Consider the following 20,311-nt stretch of genomic DNA (forward strand, 5'->3'; position numbering starts at 1 on the left):
AATATATAGGATGTAGTGTATAATTATAATGTGTTTATCGGTGCTTTATGGCGGCTTAAAAAAGCTGTCCGAGCCGGAAAATCAAGAATAAAGAGAGAGAGGAAACTGCCTTATGCACCCAAGCGTCGTATTGAAAATTGCCCAGAACGTAAAGGATTACCCCGAGCGTGTTATCCTGGTGGACCAGGGCGAAAACAACTTTTATACCTACAAGAGCTTTGATGAGTTTGCACGGCGTGTCGCAGGCAAGCTGCATCGTCTGAATGTGGGACGAAGGGACTTTGTCACCATAGAGCTTCCGAGAAATAAGGAGTATGTGGCTGTAATGTATGCTGTGTGGCTGGTTGGTGCCGCTTTCGCACCACTTTCACCGGTATATCCCCCGGAGCGACTTGAGTACATACGCAATGACTGTGGCGCAAATCTTGTAATAGACGAAAAGTTCCTGCGTGGTATAGAAAAAGAGCAGCCGTATGAGCCAACCAATGCCCCACAGCCTGAGGACCCGTCTTTGCTTATCTATACCTCCGGTTCAACAGGCAAGCCAAAGGGCGTGCTGCACTCTCACGCAAGTATAAACAACTCCATAATCAGATACAGCGAGTATACCCCTGCCCCGGAGGGATTCCATGCGGCAGCAGGTGCACCTTTTACCTTCGTTGCCTCGGTACAGGGCATATTTGTTCCCCTTTACTGTGCAACCACCTCGTATCTTATGCCCTATGAGGCAATGCGTGACCCTGTGCTGCTGGCGGATTATATCTACGATAATAAGATAAACCGTGTTTTTATCAGCCCTAAAATGCTGCGTGTGTTCAAACAGAAGGGCAGCTACCTGAAAACAGTAGTTACCGGCAGCGAGCGTGTAAGCAACATCTATACCGATGAATTTGAAATAATCGTTATGTACGGTCAGACTGAGTCTGCCTCGGCAGCGCTATGTTTCAGACTTGACAATAAATATGACAATACTCCTATCGGCAAACCTATTGGTGATATCAAAGCGTACATTCTTGACGAAAACGGAAACGAAGCCGATGAGGGTGAGCTTTGCCTTGCCGGCATTTTTGCCGACGGCTATCTTAACCTTCCCGAGCAGACCGCAAAGACCTTTACTCCGAACCCGTTCAAACAGCAGGACGGCTTTGATAAGCTGCTGCATACGGGGGATATAGTAAAAAAAGACGACCGGGACAATATTATATACCTCAACCGCAAGGACTGGATGGTCAAGATAAACGGTCAGCGTGTTGAGCCGGGTGAGATAGAGGCAATAATCAAAAATGTCCCCGGTGTAGCCGACGCTGCCATAAAGGATTTCAAAAACCAGTACGGACAGGTCTATCTTGTTGCCTATTATGTCGATAATGAGCCTGTGGATCCACAGGATATAAAGAACGCAATAGAAAAGAAGCTGCCGCCGTATATGATACCTGCTTTCTTTGTAAAGCTGGATAAGCTTCCTGTGAACGCAAACGGAAAACTCGACAGGAATGCCCTTATAGCGCCTGAGGCCGGAAACTTCAAAACGGAGTATGCTGCCCCTGAAACGGATATGCAGAAGGCTCTGTGCGCAGCCTTTGAAAAGGTGCTCGGCGTTGAGAATGTCGGAGCAGACGACGATTTCTTTGCTATGGGCGGAGACTCCATAAAATGCGCAATGGTGTCGGCTGAATGTGATATCTATAAAATATCCACCGCAGACATTTTTGAAGGCAAAACTCCTCGCATGATAGAGCGCCTGATGATAAAGAAAGCGCAGAAAAAGAAGATCACCAAAAAAGAACAGAGCGTTAGAGTTTATCCCCTCACACCTTCTGAAAGGGGAATGTATCTTGAGCAGAAACTCAACGAAAGATCCACCGTCTATAACCTTAATATCGCAGCCATTATCAAGGGCAGCGATATGCAGACCGTGGAAAATGCTCTGAATCAGGTGTTCAAAGCCCACGAGGCGTTCCATTCCTACTATGGCGAGCAGAACGGACTGCCTGTGCGTATCGTTTCAGATAAGCTGCCGTGCATTGAGAAAAAGACAGCCGCTTGCCGTGAAGATGTGCTGAAGATCGTGGACGAAAGTGCCGTTGTGCCATTTGACCTTAACGCAGGCATACCTGTGCGTGCAGCGGTTTATCAGGTGGGCAGCGAAAGTCTGATCGTTCATATTGAGATACACCATATCGCTTTTGACGGCGGATCTGCTAAGACCTTTGCGGCTGAGCTGATTGACGGACTTAACGGGCTCGGCGTAAGCCCTGCGGAGATAGATCTTTCGGACATCTATGATATGGATATGGGCGAAAAGTATGAAAAAGGAATGGCTTATTATAAGCAGATGTTTGAAGACGGCGTGCCTGTAAATGAAATGCCTGTTAAGGGCAGCCGCCCCAGAGTGCACCCACTGTCTGACAGACAGATAGACTTTGATTACGATAACGATCAGCTTAAAACCATAGATAACATCGCCCGCCTTTACAGCGTAACGGAGTTTGAGCTTTTGTTCTCTGCTGTGGCAATGACCCTTGGCAAGTATACCGCATCCGAAGACGTGGTGCTTGGCATACCTACAAATATGCGCCCCGACGGCGGTGAAAACCTGATCGGAATGTTCGTTAATACTGCACCTGTAAGGATAAGACCTGTAAGGAGCATGGAGCTTGGGGATTATCTTGCATCGGTAAGCCGATCCGTAAGAAATGCCACCTACGGCGCATACCTGCCCTTTGAGGAGGTAGTTTCGCAGTTTGTAAAGCATCGTGACGAGAGCCGCAACCCAATGTTCGATGTAAGCGTTAACTATATGTGGAATCCGCCTGCATACAGCAAGAACGGACTGACTGTGGAGCTTTATTCGCCGCTTCAGAAGATGGGACGTGACATAGGATTTGTATTCCGTAAGGGCGAAAACGGTCTGCACTGTATGGTGCAGTATTCCTCAGAGCTGTTTGAGGATCGGGTGGTAGAAAACTTTATCGCTCAGGTGAAGCATACCCTTGAACTGCTTGGAAACAACAGATTGAAAACTGTGAGGGAAGTGCTGACACTGCCACAGCAGCAGGCGCAGGAGCTTGAACGCCTTTCTGTCCGGGCACAGTCGGAGGTAACACCGCTGCTTCTGCATAAGCTGTTTGAGCAAAGTGCGAAGGAAAATGCAGATAAGACTGCCCTTATTGCAAAGGACAGAACAATGACCTACCGTGAGCTGAACGAGAGCGCAAATATCGTTGCCAATGAGCTGATAAGCAAGGGAGTCGGAACAGGGGACAGCATCGTCCTGCTGCTGCCAAGAGAAAGCTGTTTCTTCAGCTGTATGTTCGGCGTTAATAAAGCAGGCGCAGCGTTTATCCCATGCGACCCGCAGTATCCTGCTGACCGTATCAACAGCATCATTGAGGACAGCGGAGCTGTGTTCATCATAACCACAAAGGATAAGCTTGCCGAGCATAAGGATCACAATGTTATCGACGTTGAGGCAATACTTAATGGGACGCAGACAACCGATCCTGATGTTGAGATGACCGGGGAAGAGCTGAGCTATATGATCTATACTTCCGGCTCCACCGGCAAGCCCAAAGGCGTAATGCTGCGCCATAAGGGCATTTGTAACTACCTTATGCCTCACCCTGCAAATATACATATGTATTGTCTGAAAAACAACGTGGAGAATTATCTCTCGGTAACCACCATATCCTTTGATATGTCCTTCAAGGAGCATACCGCTGCCCTTTGCAACGGTAAGACACTTATCTTTGCAGCAGAGGATGAGATGAACGACCCAAGAGCACTTGCGGAGCTTATGGAAAAATACAATGCCGACTGTATCAATGCCACCCCCTCAAGACTTCAGCAGTATATGCAGTATCAGCCGTTCAGAGAGTGCATAGCAAAGTGTAAAATGGTAATGTCCGGCGGCGAGGGATATCCTATGTCCCTGCGTGACGAGATAAAGAAGTGCTCGCCTGATATAAGAATATTCAACACCTACGGTCCTACGGAGATAACCGTTTCCTGCAACGCAGCAGAGCTGACGGATGCACAGTATGTTACTGTTGGCAGACCGCTGCTGAATTATAAGGAATATGTTGTTGACAAATTCGGCGACATAGCTCCCTGCGGCGTAGTGGGCGAGCTTTATGTGGGCGGGATCGGCGTGGCAAAGGGCTATAAGAACCTTCCCGAAAAGACAGCCCAGGCTTTCGTTGAGTTCAGCGGACAAAGGATGTACCGTACAGGCGACCATGCTAAGCTGGACAAAGACGGCAATGTGATGATACTCGGCAGACTTGACGACCAGGTCAAGCTGAGAGGTCTGCGTATCGAGCTTGGAGAGATACAGGGACTTATCGCCGCTCAGCCGCATATCAAAGAGGTTGCCGTGGTAATCAAAAAGCTTGGCGGACAGGATAATCTGTGCGCATACTTCACAGCAGATACCGAGATAGATATAACTGCGCTGCGTGACGAGCTTAAAAAGAGCCTTACTCATTATATGGTCCCCACTGCATATCTTCAGCTCAACGAAATGCCGATAACACCAAACGGAAAGACGGATACAAAGCGTCTGCCCGAGCCTGTTTCCCTGTCCGGCACAGAGTACTGCGCTCCGCAGAACGATACGGAAAAGTTCTTCTGTGAGGCTTTTGAAAAGGCACTCAACCTTGACCGTGTGGGAGCATTGGATGATTTCTTCGAGATAGGCGGAACCTCGCTTATCGTGACCTCTGTGGTGCTGGCAGCCTCGGAAAAAGGCTTTGAGATAACCTACGGCGACGTGTTCAAGCATACCACTCCCCGTGCCCTTGCACAGCTTTTCAAGGACGGAGAGGTAAACGATACGGAAAAGCTTTTTGATTTTGACGATTACGATTATACCGGGATAAATGAGCTCCTCAAGGGCAATACCGTGGAAGCTTTCCTGAATGGGGAACAGCGTGATGTGGGCAATGTTCTCATTACCGGCGCAACCGGCTATATGGGTGCCCACCTGCTTGCGGAGTATCTGCGCAGCGAAAAGGGCACAGCGTACTGTCTGGTAAGAAAGGGCAGATTTGATACCGCCAAGGAGCGCCTTGAAAATATGATGTTCTACTACTTCGGCTCCGACCTTGAGGAGGCAGTGAACGAGCGAGTGCAGGTGTTTGACGGAGATGTGGTGAACTATGCAAGCTTTGAGCGGTTTGAAAGCCTGCCTGTGGATACCGTGTTTAACTGCGCAGCCAATGTAAAGCATTTTTCCAGCGGCACGGACATTGAGGATATCAATGTGGGCGGCGCAGTGAACTGCATCAGGCTTTGTAAGAAACTGGGCGTAAGACTTGTTCATTTCTCAACCGTTTCCGTTTCGGGAACCACAGACGATGTTTCAAAGCTTGATAGGCAGGATCTTGACGAGCAGTCCCTTTACTTCGGTCAGACCCTTGACAATAAGTATACCTCATCCAAGCTTATGGGTGAGCGTATGGTGCTTGAGGCTGCCGCAGAAGGACTTGATGCAAAGGTGATAAGAGTGGGAACACTTGCCGCAAGAGAATCCGACGGCGAGTTCCAGATAAACTTCCTTACCAATAACTTTATGGGAAGACTGCGTTCCTACGCCCTGCTTGGCTGCTTCCCGTATGGTATGATAGAAAATCAGGTTTGCATGGGACCTATCGACCGTTCCTGCGAGGCATTTTTAAAACTTGCCCGTACACCGCAGGCGTGCTGCGTCTTCAATGCGGTCAATAACCACACTCTGCCCCTGGGGGATATAATCAGACAAATGAACGAAAACGGCATGGACGTTAAGTTCGTTGAGTATGATACCTTTGCACAGGCGCTTAATGAAGCCCAGCAGGACCCCGAAAAGGCAGCCATACTTTCCAGCATGACCGCTTATATGAATACCGCACATGGAAAGAAAATAACTGCGCTGCCCTGCAAAGCACATTACACCACTCAGATCCTTGCACGAATGGGCTTTTTCTGGAACCAGAGCAACGAAAGATATGTAAACGACTTTATCAACGTGCTGCGTGGATTCAGATTCTTTAACAAAGATAATCTCAAACGATAAGGAGGCTGCAAATGGAACGCAGCGGAACTCTTCTCAACCGTAAATACCGTGCACTGCTTGTGTCAACTCTGGCAATGACCGCTTCCACCTATCTGTCCGGCATACTCGACAGCATAATGGTGGGACGGATCCTTGGCACAGCAGAGGTGTATGCCATCAACCTTACCTCGCTTATAGTATTTTTAAGAGCTATACCTGTGGCGATCTCCACCTTCGGAGGGAATACCCTGAGTGTTATTCACAAAAGCAAGCGCGACCACAAGACTGCCGATGTAGTGTTCACACTTTCATTTCTTTTCGGCTTTATCGTAACTACCCTGATGGCTGTCATCGGCATAATATTTGCAAAGCCTACCGCCGACCTGCTCTCGCAGAATAAAACTGAGGTCAGCACACTTGTGCTTGAGTACCTTTATCCTTTGTGGGCAGTCACACCTCTGGTAGCGCTTGTGAACCAGACGGCTGCGTACGCCCGTACCGACGGTATGCGTAAGCTTGCCATAAGTCTGCCCATTGTGTCGAATATAGTTAACATCATATGCGACTATGTGTATATGAAGATATTTGGCTGGGGACTCGCAGGCGCAGGCTGGGCAACAGTCACAGGCTATACCGTAGGCTGCATTATGGCTGTGTACTATTTCAAAGCAAAAGGCAGAACGGTGCACTTTGTAAAGGCTGCATTCAGACAGTTGAAATATCTTGGCGGCGTGATAAGTGTGGGACTGCCCTCGGCACTTATATATGTGTGCAACTTCCTGCGGCTTTTCTTTGTCAACGCCATTATCCTTTCCTCAACAGGTGTGTTCGGCGGAAAAATAGCTTCGGTATCCTTCTCGCTCAACAGTATCGCATTCATATTTGTGGAGGGCGCATCAATGACCCTCCTGCCCATACTGGGAGCGCTGTATGGTGAAAAGGACACAAAGGGTCAGCGACTCACCCTGCGATACGGAATGATAGTTACCATAGTCCTGTCGCTCATCGTTACGGCGGTATCAGTGCTGTTCCCCGAACAGCTTGCATCACTCTACGGCTTTACCGACCAGGAAGCGATCAAGGTGTTCAACGTCACCTTCCGCCTGCTGTCGTCAAATATACCTGTGCTTGCAGTTATATATGTAATGCGTTCCTTCTTTCAGGCAACAAAGCAGAAAGGACTTGCAAATCTGTTGGTTATCCTTGACGGGCTTTTGACTATCGTACCGCTTATGTACTGGTTCTCAAAATATAATATCTACTGGCTGTGGGCAGCGTTCCCTGTTTCCAAGGTCCTGACTCTTGTAATTGTTGCAGCAGTAATGGTCGTTACAAAAAAAGCCCGCAACAAAAAAGACATACTTGGACTTGATGAACCCGAGGGCATCGCCTATGACTTTTCCATAAAAAACGAAGTAAGCCAGGCTATCAAAGCCTCAGAGGAAGCTATGTCTTTCTGCGAAAAGAACAGCGTTCCCGAAAACATCGCAAACATTGTCGGTGTCACCGTTGAGGAGCTTTGCCACAATATCGCCACATACGCAAGCTCCGGGTCTGCCGATACGGTAGATGTGTGTGTGCGTATCCTTGAAAACAAGGTCAATGTCCGTATCCGTGACAGCGGAAATGAATTTGACCCTACGGACTATATAGATAACAGCGGAAGACAGATAACCGGTCTTGAGCTTGTGCGAAAGCTCAGCTCCGGCATCAACTATAACCGTATCCTGGGCTTTAATGTTACCAATGTAACTGTTTCGTATTAACGGAGATAAAGATGATAGATACAAGAGTAAATCTACACGACCATACAAAGGAAATGCTGGACGGCAATGAGCTGCGGATTAACCTTATCGTGACCATAATTCTTATCGTCATAGATGTGTCGCTGCTCATACAGGTATTCACGAATACCGCAGCAGCTAATGTGACAGTGTTCTGCGGTGTGCCGGCTATATTGCTGTCATTGGTGATAGTGCTGAATCTGGTGTTCAGCAGGCATCTGCATCACTGGGTGAAGAATGTGAATATGATAGTGATGCTGATATCGTTCATGTTGGTGGGAGAGATAAACCATAGTGAGTTTTTCATGCTTTTTATCCTGCCGTCGTTTCTCAGCAGTTTCTATTACTACCCTAAGTATACCGTGATCAGTTCCGCAGCATCTTTGGTGACCCTGTGGGTGGTGATGTTCAACAGAGTGGACTTCAGCCATGGCACACAGATGGAAGATTTTGATCTGCAAAACCTGTTCTCAATTTTGTCCAAAGCCTTTGACTTTTCCACGGTCAGTGAGCTGGCAAGTGTGGGTCGGATCTGTATGTTCGTCTTTGCAGCAGCGATGATGAGCATAGCGATTTATATGTCTTTCAGCGGAAGGATCTTTTACTATCGCCAGGCAATGCTTTTAAACGATAACGCCGCCTCAAAGGCAGAGCTCATAATGGCAAGGTCTATCCAGGACGGTGCTATGTCACATGATTTCCCTGATAACGAGTTTTATTCCGTCTACGGAGATATGGTCACAGCATCTAAAGTCGGAGGCGACTTTTACGATCAGTTTATGGTGGACGATACTCATCTTGCCCTGGTCGTAGGAGATGTCTCCGGTCATGGAATGGCTGCGGCAATGTTTATGATGCTGTCCATGACCCTTATCAAAGTCAATGTACAAAGCGGATATTCGTGCGATAAGGCAATATCCAGAACTAATAAATACCTTGTTTCAGCAAACCCCCAGAAGTTTTTTGTGACCTGTTGGCTGGGAATAATAGACCTGACAACAGGAGAGCTTTGCTATACCAATGCAGGACATAACTATCCTGTTTTGCTGCGGAAGGAACAAAGGGCTGAGTTCCTTAAATCAAAGACTGACTTTGTCCTTGGCAGAAGACGGCTTGCACCTTATAGTGAAAAGCATATTAAGCTGAATGAGGGAGACAGACTTGTACTTTATACCGATGGCGTTACCGAGGCAGTATCACGTCAGGATGAATTTTTCGGCGACGAAAGACTGCTGGAAGCATTAAGTGCCTGCGGCTCTGAAAGCGCACAGCGGCTTGTTTACCTGATATGGAAAGCGGTAGATACGTTCAGCAAAGACCGGGTGCCAAGCGATGATATTACCATCGAAGCATTTGATCTTAAAAAGCTAATGTCCCAACCGCAGTATGAGACCAAAAACTTCTTTCTCACCATGGAGAGCTTTGACAGCGTCCAGGAATATATCTCCGGGCGGTGTAAAGAATACGGCTGCAGCACGGACGTTGTGTATAATATACTGGCTGCGTCCTCCGAAATACTTGCCAATATTGAATCCTATGCCTACGAAGACGGGGGAGAGATAGAGATAATGACCATTTCCCGTGGCCGCAGAGTCTGCATAGTGTTCAAGGACAGCGGGGAACCTTTCGACCCGCTGCTGGCAAAAAAACCTGATGTTACCCTGCCGCTTGAGCAAAGGAGCCCCGGCGGATTGGGTATCCATATCGTTTGCAAGCTTATGGACAGCGTAAGCTACCGTTATGAAAACGGGCAGAACGTGCTGACCATAGAAAAAGACTTTTAGGAGGAGTTTAAATGAGCAAGCCTACCCGCATCATTATCGCAGGTGACCTTTTCCCCATGCCATGTAATTACAGCTTGTTTGAAAAGGGCGATATACAAACGCTCTTTGGCAGCAGGCTTTGTGAAATGTTTGCCTCGGCGGATATAAGGATATGCAACCTTGAGGGCAGCTTTACCGACAGAGAAACACCTGTTGAAAAAGCAGGTCCCAATATCAAAGCTCCCATAGCGGCAGTAAAGGCAGTGAAGGAACTGGGAATAAACTATGCCACCCTTGGCAATACACATTCCATGGATTTCGGCGCACAAGGCTATGCCGATACCTGTAAAACTTTAAGTGAAGCAGGCATTGAGTATTTCGGCTGGGGCGACGACATTGACCATATCATCACTCACCTAACCTTTACCCATGAGGGAAGAAGAATAACCCTGTATAACGTTACCGAGCAGTTTGAAAATGCCCCCGGAACGGATCGCCCGGGTGTGAATCTTTATGACGAGTACCGTGTGTGTGCCCGGCTGAAAGAGCTGAAGCAGCAAAGCGATGTGCTGATAGTTTTCTACCACGGAGGTATCGAGGGAACGCATTATAACAGCGAAGTAATGCGCCGACGCTTTCACCGCATGGCGGATAACGGTGCCGACGTTATCATTTCTCAGCATACCCATGCTATCGGCGAGCAGGAAACCTATAACGGAGCATATCTGCTCTATGGACAGGGGAATTTCTGCTTCCATTTCAGAGACAATGTGACACCCCAGCTTGCCGAAGGGCTGGTGCTGGAGCTTGAAATATCCGACAGCGGCGTTGTCCCCATACCCCACCGTGTGCTGCGCACCGAGTTTGGCTGTGTATATGATGATAAGCAGCAGCTGGAGGAGTTTTATCGCCGCAGCAGTGTCCATGACAAGCTTTTAAGCGGGGATCACGAAGCGCTGAAGGAGTTTGACGAAGGCTTCGGAAAGGATTGTAAAAACTGGGCAGGCACACTGCTGTGGGCTATGCGTGGACAGAACCCGGAGGATAACCAAAAGCGCAAAGAGCTTTCTGTGCAGGATATGAACGAGTATCTGGCATCACAATATTCAAGACAGCAGCTGCTTGTAATTCAGATGTTCCTGCGCAATGAGGAGTTTAATGAACTTGGCAACCGAATAATCAGCGATATGCTGAATGAAACAAAATAAAGAGGAGGATCAACAATGCAGATCAAAGTTTATGAGGAAAACGGAGCAAGCGTTATTGCTCCAAGCGGAAAGATAGACCACGTTACCGTGGGCGAGTTTGAAGAGAAGATGAGCAAGCTGGGAGCGCACAGCGATGATCTGGTGCTTGACATGAAAGATGTGGAGTATGTAAGCTCGGCTGCGCTCAGAGCAATACTTAACGCCAATGACCTGATGAGCGAAAAGGGCGGAAGTTTTACTCTTAAGAACGTCAACAAGAAAGTTATGGAGATATTTAATATCACAGGCTTTGCTGACTATCTGAATATAGTCTGAAAACAGAAGAAAAGCGGAGAGCTTCCCTGAGAAGTCCTCCGCTTTTTTGTGCCATATTATGTGTCGCCTTGTATGGGATCAGCCACCCTTTGCCAGCTTTTCGCCCAGAGCTTTGCACTTAGCCAGTGCCTCATCGTCAGGAGTGTTGTTGGCAATAAGACCTTCGCCGTCAACTATTTTTGCTCCCGCTGCCTTTGCCCTGTCAGCCCAAAGACGCATCCATTCGCCGTCGCCCCAGTCGTATGAACCGAACAAAGCCACATTCTTGCCTGCAAGCTTTGCCTCGTTTGCGGTGTAGAACGGCTCAAATTCGCTGTCCTCCAGTTCCTCTGCACCCATGGCAGGGCAGCCAAGAGCCACAGCCTCGTAGTCGGAAAGATCACCGCTGAATGAACCCACCGGTGTAGCCTCAACGCCTGCACCTTCCGCAACAGCCTTTGCCATTGCCTCGGTGTTGCCTGTTCCGCTCCAGAATATTACTGCTGTTTTCATAAAAGTATCCTCCTTATGAGATCCTGAGTATCTGATAAAGATCCAGTCCCTCACCTAATTTATTGCACAGATATCTTCTGCACTTATCGTATTTTTTAAATGTGCTCCTTGCCTGCTCCTCGTCGCCGTACACTTTCCAGTAACCGCATAGCTTGAATCCGCAGCCCTTGTGAAGAATAAATCCTTTTACATCCTCCACAGGGTAGTCCAGAAACACACCGATCTCATGGGGAAAACCACTCGCTCCTTTGCAGCGCTGCGCCAGCTTGTCAAGGCATTGTGCAGCGTCCATATCCTTGCCGTATCCCCATTTTTCAAGCAGCTGCCTGCGTGCTGAGTCTTGCAGAAGCCTTTCCAGCAGCCGTTTGTCGTAAAGCATAAGCAGACATCTTTGTCCGCACTCGCAAAGCACCTTTATTTTCAACCCCTTGCGTGATGCCCTCTTGTTGAAGCTCTCCACGCCGGAGTAAACGTCGACCTCGTTCTTGTCAAGGCTCATCAGACTCGCTGCCTTTATCCCAAGAAGGGAAGGAGCAGAGTTGACCGCTAACTTGTGTTCAAAGCAAACACAATTACTGTGATCCGTAGTTCATCACCTCGTTTTTTTATTATTCTTTGTAGTTTAAATTGCTTTATTCATATGGCATAAGCGTGGTTAGACATGACTAACCTAAGCCTATACTTTTATGTTATGCCGTGCTTCTTAAATAGCTGTTTTCCGTTTTATTGCAGTGTGTTTCAGGAAAGCGCCACATCAAGAGTCATCATAAGGGTAAACCCTGCGGAAAACATGAGTACACCGGTGTTTGAGTGTTCCCCCTGTGACATTTCCGGGATAAGCTCTTCCACCACCACATACAGCATAGCTCCTGCGGCGAAGCTCATAAGGTATGGCATAGCAGGGAGAAACAACCCTGCGAAGATCACGGTTAGAATTGCACCGACTGGTTCAACCGCACCTGACAGCACACCCTCTGCAAACGCCCTGGCTTTGCTTTTTCCGTTGGCATAAAGGGGCATTGAGATTATTGCACCCTCGGGGAAGTTCTGTATAGCTATGCCCAGAGCCAGAGCAAATGCTCCGCCTGAAGTGACCTCAGCTGAGCCTGAAAGAAAGCCGGCGTACACTATTCCCACAGCCATTCCCTCGGGTATGTTGTGCAGCGTCACCGCCAGCACCATCATTGTGGTGCGTGTAAGCTTTGAGGGCGGACCCTCAGCTTTTTCTGCATCCATATGTAAATGGGGGATAACGCTGTCGAGCAAAAGCAGAAACAGTATCCCGCACCAGAATCCTATCACAGCAGGCAGAAAAGAAAGCTTGCCTTTGTCGCTTGATTGTTCTATTGCCGGGATTATCAGACTCCAGATGGAAGCGGCGACCATAACGCCTGATGCAAACCCTGTGAGAGCACGCTGTACGCCCTTGCCCAGCTGCCGCTTCATGAAAAGCACACAGCCCGAGCCAAGTGCGGTCCCTAAAAATGGGAGCAGCAGTCCGACCAGAAGTTCATGCCTCATACGCTCACTTCCTTTGTGCATTTCAAAGTTATAACCACGACCCGTGACCTCCGCCTCTTAGGCAGCGGTCATGCCTGAATGACGGGGCGTTAGCCCCTTATTGAAAGAAATACGAAGCAGATGCGCCCTGCTTCGTATTACTCAGCTATGGAGAGGTCGTCAAAAAATGAAAACCCGTTGTTGTCTTTTAATGCCTTGCTCAATCACAAGGCTCCTGCACGGCGCCGCCCAGATGTCTTTTCAGTTTTTCAAAGCTGTCCACACATAGTGCGTGTTCCATTTTGCAGGCTTCGTCATCAGCCGTTTTTTCGTCCACTCCCGCATCAACAAGAATGTTTCTGAAAAACCTGTTTTTCTCGTAAATGCCCTTTGCCTCGGATAGACCGTCAGGAGTAAGTACGACCCGTTTGTTAGGTGTAAGACTGATCTTACCCTCAAAAAGCAGATTCCGTACCGCTCTGCTCACACTCGCCTTGGTGTAGCCCATAAGCCGTGCAATGTCAGTCACACGCACAGGCTGGGAGTTGTCCTGGGAGAGAATGAATATTGTCTTTAAATAATCGTCTGCCGATTCGCTTGCTTTGCCGTAGTTGTCCATAGTTTTTTTGTCTTGACAGCTGTTATCTGCCGAACAATCCTTTCTTGTGGTAGGTCTCAGAGTTTATATCCCCAAGCTCATATCCCGTTTCGGCAATGACTGCCTGAAGTTTATCCTGGGGTAACTGCTCTTGGGAAATTATCTCGGTGATGCCATTTTTGTGGGATGAACTTACCTTCTTTACATCGAAACTTTTTCTTATTGCATCGTTTATGTGTGCCTCGCACATGGAGCACATCATTCCGCTTATGTTCAAAGTGGTCTTATACATAGTTGTTTTCTCCGTGAGGGACTCCTGCCGCCTGTGACATGATCCCTGTCAATTTATCGGTTAGTCTAATCTAACTCTATAACAATAATACTCCCTCTGAGCCGATTTGTCAAGACAAAACACCGCCTGTAAAAAGCAAATTGTAAGGGTGCACAATTAGTTAGATGCAACTAACCGACAGTCTGTGCAACTTTACAAAATGCCTGCTGTGCAGGGAAGTGAAAAAACCCCGGAAACAGTAAAGTGTCTCCGGGATATAGTTGATATTATTCAAGCCTTTTAACTTCGTAGCCTTTTTTGTTAAGCAGAGAAATTATGCTGCCCTCGCCGGGTAGTGGGCATCCCGCCGTGAGATGCCCTTGAAATATGCTTTAATAGTGACCTCCTCCGCCGCCGGAGTGACCGCCTCCGCCGCCTCCGGAAGAAGAGGAACTGATAGAAGTCCTTGAGGTGTGTTCCGATACAAAAACGTCCTCCATGACCTCGTAGTTGAGATCTCCGCCTTCCAGGTAAGCGCCTGTGTTAGGCTTTTCGTGGAACTTGTATTTTGCCCTCACACTGAAATAGGTTATAAGGAAGAATACGAGGAAACATCCCACACCTATTGCGATCACCAAAGGGGAGATGTTAAGAAGCGACATATACCTTTTAACACCCTTTGTGAAAGCCTCCGCTGCGCCGACATTATCGCTGTTTTTGAATTTCTTGTTTACGTAGTTGTCAACGATCTTGCTGGTCTCCTTATCGGTTATCTTTGATTTTGCCTTTCCGGAGAACGCAACGTAGGTGTATCTTGTGCCGGCGTTATTTATCATAACTGCGCCGTCTGTAAACTTGTTGACATAGGAACGAGCTATTGCAGAGACCTGCGAATCTGACATAGAGCTGTCGTTGATATACAAAGCCATGAACTCAATGCCTTGCTTGTCAGAAGCCTTGTTGAGAATATCCTCTATTTCCGAGGCATCGGAAGAGCTTATGGCGTTGTCGTTCACAAGGCATCTTTTAGTTTCTGCGAATGTGTTGAACGCCAGCATCGAGCAGGCGATAGCACCTGCGCAAATAACTGCCGACAGTTTTTTGAAAAGCTTTATCATAAGAAGAGACCACCTCCTATGATACCCAGAATGAATCCTATCATTCCCACCAGGAAGCTTACCCAGAACAGCTTGCCCTTAGCCAGAGGCAGAATACCTGTGACCTTTCCTGTCTCGCCGTTCATGGCAAAGTAGTAGTTCTGGTCAAGATACTTGTACGTCATGAACCATACAGGCATCATAACATATTCCCAGTCAGTCTTTTCGATAACAATATTCTTTTCCAGCACCCTGACCGAATCATAGTGCATGGTATTGCGTATAACAGCCTCGGTGTTTTCGTCTACCCTTGCTTTGATCCTGGGGAAAACATCCTTTCTGTCAACGTCGTATTTTTCTGCCAGGAAGCCTGACAGATAGTTCATTGAGAACTCCTTGAGCTGGGAGTAGTCAAAAGGCTCCAATGCGTCCATAAGACCGTCCTCAGCCTTGCTTGAACCGTCGGCAGGAATACCTCTGAACATACCTTTTGCCTTACGGGCAACATCATATATTCTTGTTTCGGTGTATCTGTAATTACCACTGGTCCAGGTCCTTATTTTCTTACCCTCTGCATGGACCATTCCGTCCACCGAGCAGTCAGCCAGCCAGAACGGGATATACACACCGCTGATCTTTTCTGCGGTGGTAATAGCCTTGAAGTCTTTGGGAACGAACCACTTTTTACCGCACCACGCCTGATAGTTTGATATTGCCTGTTCCTTGGTGGTCATAAACGGAACGAGTCTGCTTGGACGCAGTTCGCCCGAGCATCTTGCCGAAAGAACCACCGGGTTGTGGCAGTAAAGGCAGAAAGTAGCGGCGGTAGTGTCGTCCGCCATGATCTCGGCACCGCAGCTCTGGCACCTGTAAATATTGGTAGAGCCGCTGAATTCAGCATCTTTTCTTGCTTTTTCTTCTTCCTCTGCGCCGTCGGTGTTGAATTTAGCCTGTTCCTGCTCTGCAAAGATCTTTTCTATCTCTGCCTGTTCAAACTCACTGAGACAGAAAGGACATTTCATTTTCTGGTTCACAGGATTAAGCTCAAGACCGCCGCCGCAATTAGGACATTTATATTCCAGTACAGGCATATTTATTACCCCTTGATGTTTAATCAAAATATTTCCCCTGTTTTTGGCAGGGGAAATATCAATTTATTTTTGCTTATGGTTTTGGATTTCCGCAGTTAGAGCAGAACTTACCGTCGTTTTCCTGTCCGCATGAGCAGGTCCACTTGCCGTTGTCAGCAGCTGGCTTTGGCTTGCCGCAGCCTGAGCAGAAGTTACCCTTGTTACCTGCCTGACCGCACTCCGGACAAGTCCAGCCGTCAGCCTGTGGAGCCGGCTTTGGCTTGCCGCAGCCTGAGCAGAAGTTGCCGGTGTTGCCGCCCTGGTTACATTCCGGACAAGTCCAGCCTGCTGCCTGAGCCTGCTGTGCAGCCTGAGCCTGCTGCTGCTGCATCTGCTGTTGCTGCATCTGCTGTTGCTGCTGCATCTGCATAGCGTTGTTCTGGCTGAAGCCGCCTGCAAGACCGCCTGCCATATTTCCTGCCATGCCCATGCCCATAAATGCGTTCATAGCGCCGTTCTCGTTAGATCCTGCTGCCTCAAAGCCACGAGCGATAGCGCCCTGGAGGTAGCCCTCACGAACGGTAGCATCCTGGAGCATAGCACCCTGGTTACGCATATTAAGCAGCTTCTTGGACTCCTCGCTGTAAGACATATCGCCCACAGCTGCTCTTTGGATTATCATACCACGGTTCTGAGTCCACTCTTCATCAAGAATGTTGCTCATGTATTTACCCAGCTCAACAGCCTTGCTTCTTACGAAAGAAATTCTCTCGCCGTCAGCAGACATCTGGTTGAGAGCGGAGCCGAAAGCCTCCAGGAACTCGTCGAGGAACTGCTCGCTGATCGAGTCAAACTCCACCTGAGACTGATTTCTCGGAACAACGTTCTGATAGAACAGGATCGGGTCAACGATCTTGATAGAATATGTACCGTTAGCTCTGATCTCAAGCTCTGCATTATAGAAAGTATCAAAGTAGTTTACAGGGTTTCTTGTGCCGAATCTGTTGCCCTTGATCTCCTGAAGGTTGATGAAAAAGACCTTCTGGGAAGTAGGCTCTGTTCCGCCGTATTTAAAACGGGCGAAAGTTTCCTTGATAGATGCGCCGATACCGCCGCCGAAAATAGAAGGCAGAGATGAGTTATCCACCTTATAATAGCCCGGCTCATCGGTGTAACCTACCATCTTACCGCCGTCAACCAGCAGCATAGCCTGGTTATCGTAAACGTGGATGATAGATCCGTTTGAAACGGTATCACGTGTACCCTTAGTGTTGGAAGATCTCTCTCCCTTTCTTACGAACACACCCGGTGTGCAGACAGTGTGCTCGCCCATGTTGGCAGGCTCGATGACTTCAAGCCAGGTATCTGCCAATCCGCCGCCGACTGCTCCGGCAAGTGCTTTAATAAGTCCCATAACTTATTCCTCCTCTATACTTTAGTAAAGTTATTGATTGACCAAACAAGTACATTTATCTGCAAAAGTGCAGAACCGCAGTATTCGCAATGCTTTGCGCCCAGCACCGTTACCGGTGCGCCGCAGTTGGGACAATGACTTCCGATGGAGTCATTTCCGTGACCGATCTTTTCCATTTTGGTCTTATCCTGGACGTAGATAAACTCAACGTTGTATTTTTCCTGAGCTTTTCTGTTGGGGTCACCCTGGACCACCTTTCCGTCGGATCTTCTTTTGACCGTATGGTAATACTCAAGAGCGCTCTGCAAGGTTATCTTGCATATACCTGCTCGTTTGGTATACTGAGTGATGTCCGTCTGGTGAATGATACAGTCCGAGTAGTCCTCGTCGTAGTCGTTAGCCTGATTCATCTCCACCAGGGATCTGATCTTGCTTCGCATATCGTCGCTTGCGTCCGTCACCACACTCATGTCGTCTGAGGACAGTGCAGCGAAAGCGGAAAGCAGAGCGTGCTCAGCCTTATTTTTGAACTGCTCATAGTTAAACTCGGGGAAGTCCCTCATTATCTGCGGCAGATATATCTTTGTCATTGAATTTACGGATTTATGGGTATCCTCCAGAGTTTTATTGCTCTGATTGAGGGCATCTATGATACTGTCGGTACCGTACATTTCACGGGCGACTTTTTTTAGTCCTCTTCTGACGTAAAAGAAGATGATGATTGCGGTCAGAAGTATAATGCCTATCAATCCCAGGAATATATAACCTAAAATCTTCACTTTTTTGTTTCTCCCCAAAAACGCCTGTCAAAGGCGCTCATATATCTTTCACGAAAATATACACGTCACTAATGATAATTATACTTATTTTCGCTATAAAGTCAAGTGTATGTTCAAAAAAATTCATTTAATTTGTCACAATTACTAAAAAAAGAGAGTTGTTTATTAAACACAAAAAGCCGCCCGTAAAACGGACGGCTTAAAGTCATGTTCTGTTTAAGATCAGTGGTGACCTCTCTTAACATAAGTTGTATGCAGCAGCTTGTGAGCCTTCTCCTTGCCCGGAGCCTCAAAGTACTCGTCATACAGCAGCTTCATAACAGGGCTCTCGTGAGACCTTCTCAGCTGGTTAGCCTCGTCGGAGTTGTAAAGAGCGGAAGCTCTGATGGATTTGTAGTCAACATAGTTGCGGACACTGTCGCTTGTAACAGGCTGACCGCCGCCGTTGATACAACCGCCGGGACAAGCCATTACCTCAACGAAGTGGTAATTCTTCTCGCCGCTGATGATCTGGTCAACGATCTTTCTTGCGTTAGCAAGACCGGAAGCAACAGCCACATTCAGCTCAACTCCGCCAACCTTATAGGTAGCTTCCTTGATACCCTGTGTGCCACGGACTTCCTTGAACTCAACAGCCTTGCAGGTGCCGTCAAGAGTAGCAGCTGCGGTTCTGAGAGCAGCCTCCATAACACCGCCTGTTGCGCCGAAGATAACGCCTGCGCCTGTTGCGGTCTCGAAAGGCTGGTCGAACTTCTCGTCCTGAAGGTTTACGAAGTCGATACCTGCGGACTGGATCATTCTGCCCAGCTCACGTGTGGTGAGAGCAACATCAACATCGTCGAATTCCTGAGTTCTCTGTTCTTCTCTTGTGACCTCAAACTTCTTTGCGGTACAAGGGATAACGCTGACAACAAACAGGTTCTTAGGATCGATGCCGTTCTTCTCGCAGTAGTAGCTCTTGAGAACTGCGCCGAACATCTGCTGAGGCGACTTACATGTAGAAATGTGATCCAGGAAATCAGGGTAATAATGCTCACAGAATTTCACCCAGCCCGGGCAGCATGATGTGAACATCGGCAGGGTCTTTCCGCCCTTGATGCGCTCGATAAGCTCGTTAGCCTCCTCCATGATGGTAAGGTCGGCAGTAACGTTCATGTCGAATACGCCGTCTGCACCCAGTCTTCTGATAGCAGCAGCCATTTTGCCCTCAACGTTTGTGCCCATAGGCATATTGAAAGCTTCACCCAGAGTAGCTCTTACAGCAGGAGCTGTGAAGAATACAACCTTCTTCTCAGGATCAGCCAGTGCGTTCCATACAGCGTCCTCGTTGCTCTTTTCACGCAGAGCGCCAACAGGGCAAGCTACGATACACTGTCCGCAGCCAACGCATGGGGACTCCATAAGGTTCTTGTCGAAAGCACAGTCAACGTGTACCTTGAATCCTCTTTCGATCTTACCGATAACGGAAACGCTCTGAACGTCCTTACAAGCAGCGATACATCTCATGCACTTAACGCACTTGTTGTTATCTCTGATGAGATATGGTGAAGAGGTGTCAAGCTCATACTCGGGATCGCCCTCGCCTGAGAATCTGTCCTCGTCCACCTGATAGTCTATAGCAAGCTTCTGCAGCTCGCAGTGATTGTTTCTGATACATGAAAGACACTTTTTCTTGTGGTTGGAAAGCAGCAGTTCAACAGTTGTCTTTCTTGAAGCTCTTACCTTAGGAGTGTTGGTCTGTACCTCCATACCCTCTGATACAGGGTGAGTACAAGCAGCCACCAGTCCTCTTGCGCCTGTTGCTTCAACAACGCAGATACGGCAAGCGCCTATGCAGTTAACATCCTTGAGGTAGCAAAGTGTAGGTATCTCTACATTTGCAGCCTTTGCAGCGTCCAGGATAGTAGAGCCTTCGGGTACCTCAACGGGGATGCCGTTTATTTTTACATGAATCATCTGATTTTCCATTAGTTACTTACCCTCCTC

At 48.1% G+C, this 20,311-nt stretch carries 14 protein-coding genes and 1 pseudogene; 5 read left to right on the plus strand and 10 right to left on the minus strand.

Annotated elements, in window-relative coordinates; translation table 11 throughout:
* Positions 1 to 130: 130 nt before the first annotated feature.
* The 5 genes from T494_RS0104995 to T494_RS0105015 are packed head-to-tail and all read left to right on the plus strand — an operon-like array spanning position 131 to position 11,104.
* Positions 131 to 6,055: a non-ribosomal peptide synthetase gene (locus T494_RS0104995; protein ID WP_242836390.1), complete on the plus strand. Its 5,925-nt coding sequence runs from the start codon at positions 131 to 133 to the stop codon at positions 6,053 to 6,055.
* Between the two features lie 11 nt (positions 6,056 to 6,066).
* A complete protein-coding gene (locus T494_RS0105000; RefSeq protein ID WP_028505347.1) occupies positions 6,067 to 7,800 on the plus strand; it encodes an MATE family efflux transporter in 1,734 nt (577 codons plus the stop codon).
* 11 nt (positions 7,801 to 7,811) lie between these two features.
* Positions 7,812 to 9,602 carry a SpoIIE family protein phosphatase gene (locus tag T494_RS13390; protein ID WP_028505348.1) on the plus strand — a complete coding sequence of 597 codons (1,791 nt, stop codon included), beginning with the start codon at positions 7,812 to 7,814 and terminating at the stop codon, positions 9,600 to 9,602.
* A gap of 11 nt (positions 9,603 to 9,613) precedes the next feature.
* Positions 9,614 to 10,789 (plus strand): CapA family protein, encoded by a 1,176-nt coding sequence (locus tag T494_RS0105010; RefSeq protein ID WP_028505349.1) that lies wholly within the window; start codon positions 9,614 to 9,616, stop codon positions 10,787 to 10,789.
* A 15-nt stretch (positions 10,790 to 10,804) separates the two neighbouring features.
* Positions 10,805 to 11,104: an STAS domain-containing protein gene (locus T494_RS0105015; RefSeq protein WP_051540101.1), complete on the plus strand. Its 300-nt coding sequence runs from the start codon at positions 10,805 to 10,807 to the stop codon at positions 11,102 to 11,104.
* A 78-nt stretch (positions 11,105 to 11,182) separates the two neighbouring features.
* Here the strand turns inward: T494_RS0105015 and T494_RS0105020 are convergent, their stop codons facing one another.
* The 10 genes and pseudogenes from T494_RS0105020 to T494_RS0105065 all read right to left on the minus strand — a co-directional run bounded on the left by T494_RS0105020 (position 11,183) and on the right by T494_RS0105065 (position 20,293).
* Positions 11,183 to 11,596: a flavodoxin gene (locus T494_RS0105020; RefSeq protein WP_028505351.1), complete on the minus strand. Its 414-nt coding sequence runs from the start codon at positions 11,594 to 11,596 to the stop codon at positions 11,183 to 11,185.
* A 13-nt stretch (positions 11,597 to 11,609) separates the two neighbouring features.
* Positions 11,610 to 12,134 (minus strand): annotated as a pseudogene (locus tag T494_RS12360) (DUF3793 family protein); the annotation flags it as partial.
* 200 nt (positions 12,135 to 12,334) lie between these two features.
* Positions 12,335 to 13,117, minus strand: a complete 783-nt coding sequence (locus T494_RS0105030; protein ID WP_028505352.1) for a ZIP family metal transporter — start codon at positions 13,115 to 13,117, stop codon at positions 12,335 to 12,337.
* Positions 13,118 to 13,316: 199 nt separating this feature from the next.
* Positions 13,317 to 13,715 (minus strand): metal-dependent transcriptional regulator, encoded by a 399-nt coding sequence (locus tag T494_RS0105035; protein WP_028505353.1) that lies wholly within the window; start codon positions 13,713 to 13,715, stop codon positions 13,317 to 13,319.
* A 22-nt stretch (positions 13,716 to 13,737) separates the two neighbouring features.
* Entirely contained in the window at positions 13,738 to 13,986 is a 249-nt protein-coding gene (locus T494_RS0105040) for a heavy metal-associated domain-containing protein (protein ID WP_028505354.1), read from the minus strand.
* 371 nt (positions 13,987 to 14,357) lie between these two features.
* The gene (locus T494_RS0105045; protein ID WP_028505355.1) at positions 14,358 to 15,083 is read right to left on the minus strand and encodes a TPM domain-containing protein; all 726 of its coding nucleotides are present in this window, start codon (positions 15,081 to 15,083) and stop codon (positions 14,358 to 14,360) included.
* On the minus strand, positions 15,080 to 16,153 hold the full coding sequence (locus T494_RS0105050) for a hypothetical protein (protein ID WP_028505356.1): 1,074 nt from the start codon (positions 16,151 to 16,153) through the stop codon (positions 15,080 to 15,082). The genes T494_RS0105045 and T494_RS0105050 overlap by 4 nt, the downstream gene beginning before the upstream one ends.
* A 73-nt stretch (positions 16,154 to 16,226) precedes the next feature.
* On the minus strand, positions 16,227 to 17,546 hold the full coding sequence (locus T494_RS0105055; protein WP_028505357.1) for an SPFH domain-containing protein: 1,320 nt from the start codon (positions 17,544 to 17,546) through the stop codon (positions 16,227 to 16,229).
* A gap of 14 nt (positions 17,547 to 17,560) precedes the next feature.
* Positions 17,561 to 18,325 carry a TIM44-like domain-containing protein gene (locus T494_RS12365; protein WP_051540106.1) on the minus strand — a complete coding sequence of 255 codons (765 nt, stop codon included), beginning with the start codon at positions 18,323 to 18,325 and terminating at the stop codon, positions 17,561 to 17,563.
* Between the two features lie 222 nt (positions 18,326 to 18,547).
* Complete coding sequence (locus tag T494_RS0105065; RefSeq protein WP_028505358.1) at positions 18,548 to 20,293, minus strand: NADH-dependent [FeFe] hydrogenase, group A6; 1,746 nt, start codon at positions 20,291 to 20,293, stop codon at positions 18,548 to 18,550.
* Positions 20,294 to 20,311: the final 18 nt, after the last annotated feature.

Source organism: Ruminococcus sp. FC2018 (assembly GCF_000621805.1).
In the GTDB taxonomy this organism is placed as follows: Bacteria; Bacillota; Clostridia; order Oscillospirales; family Ruminococcaceae; genus Hominimerdicola.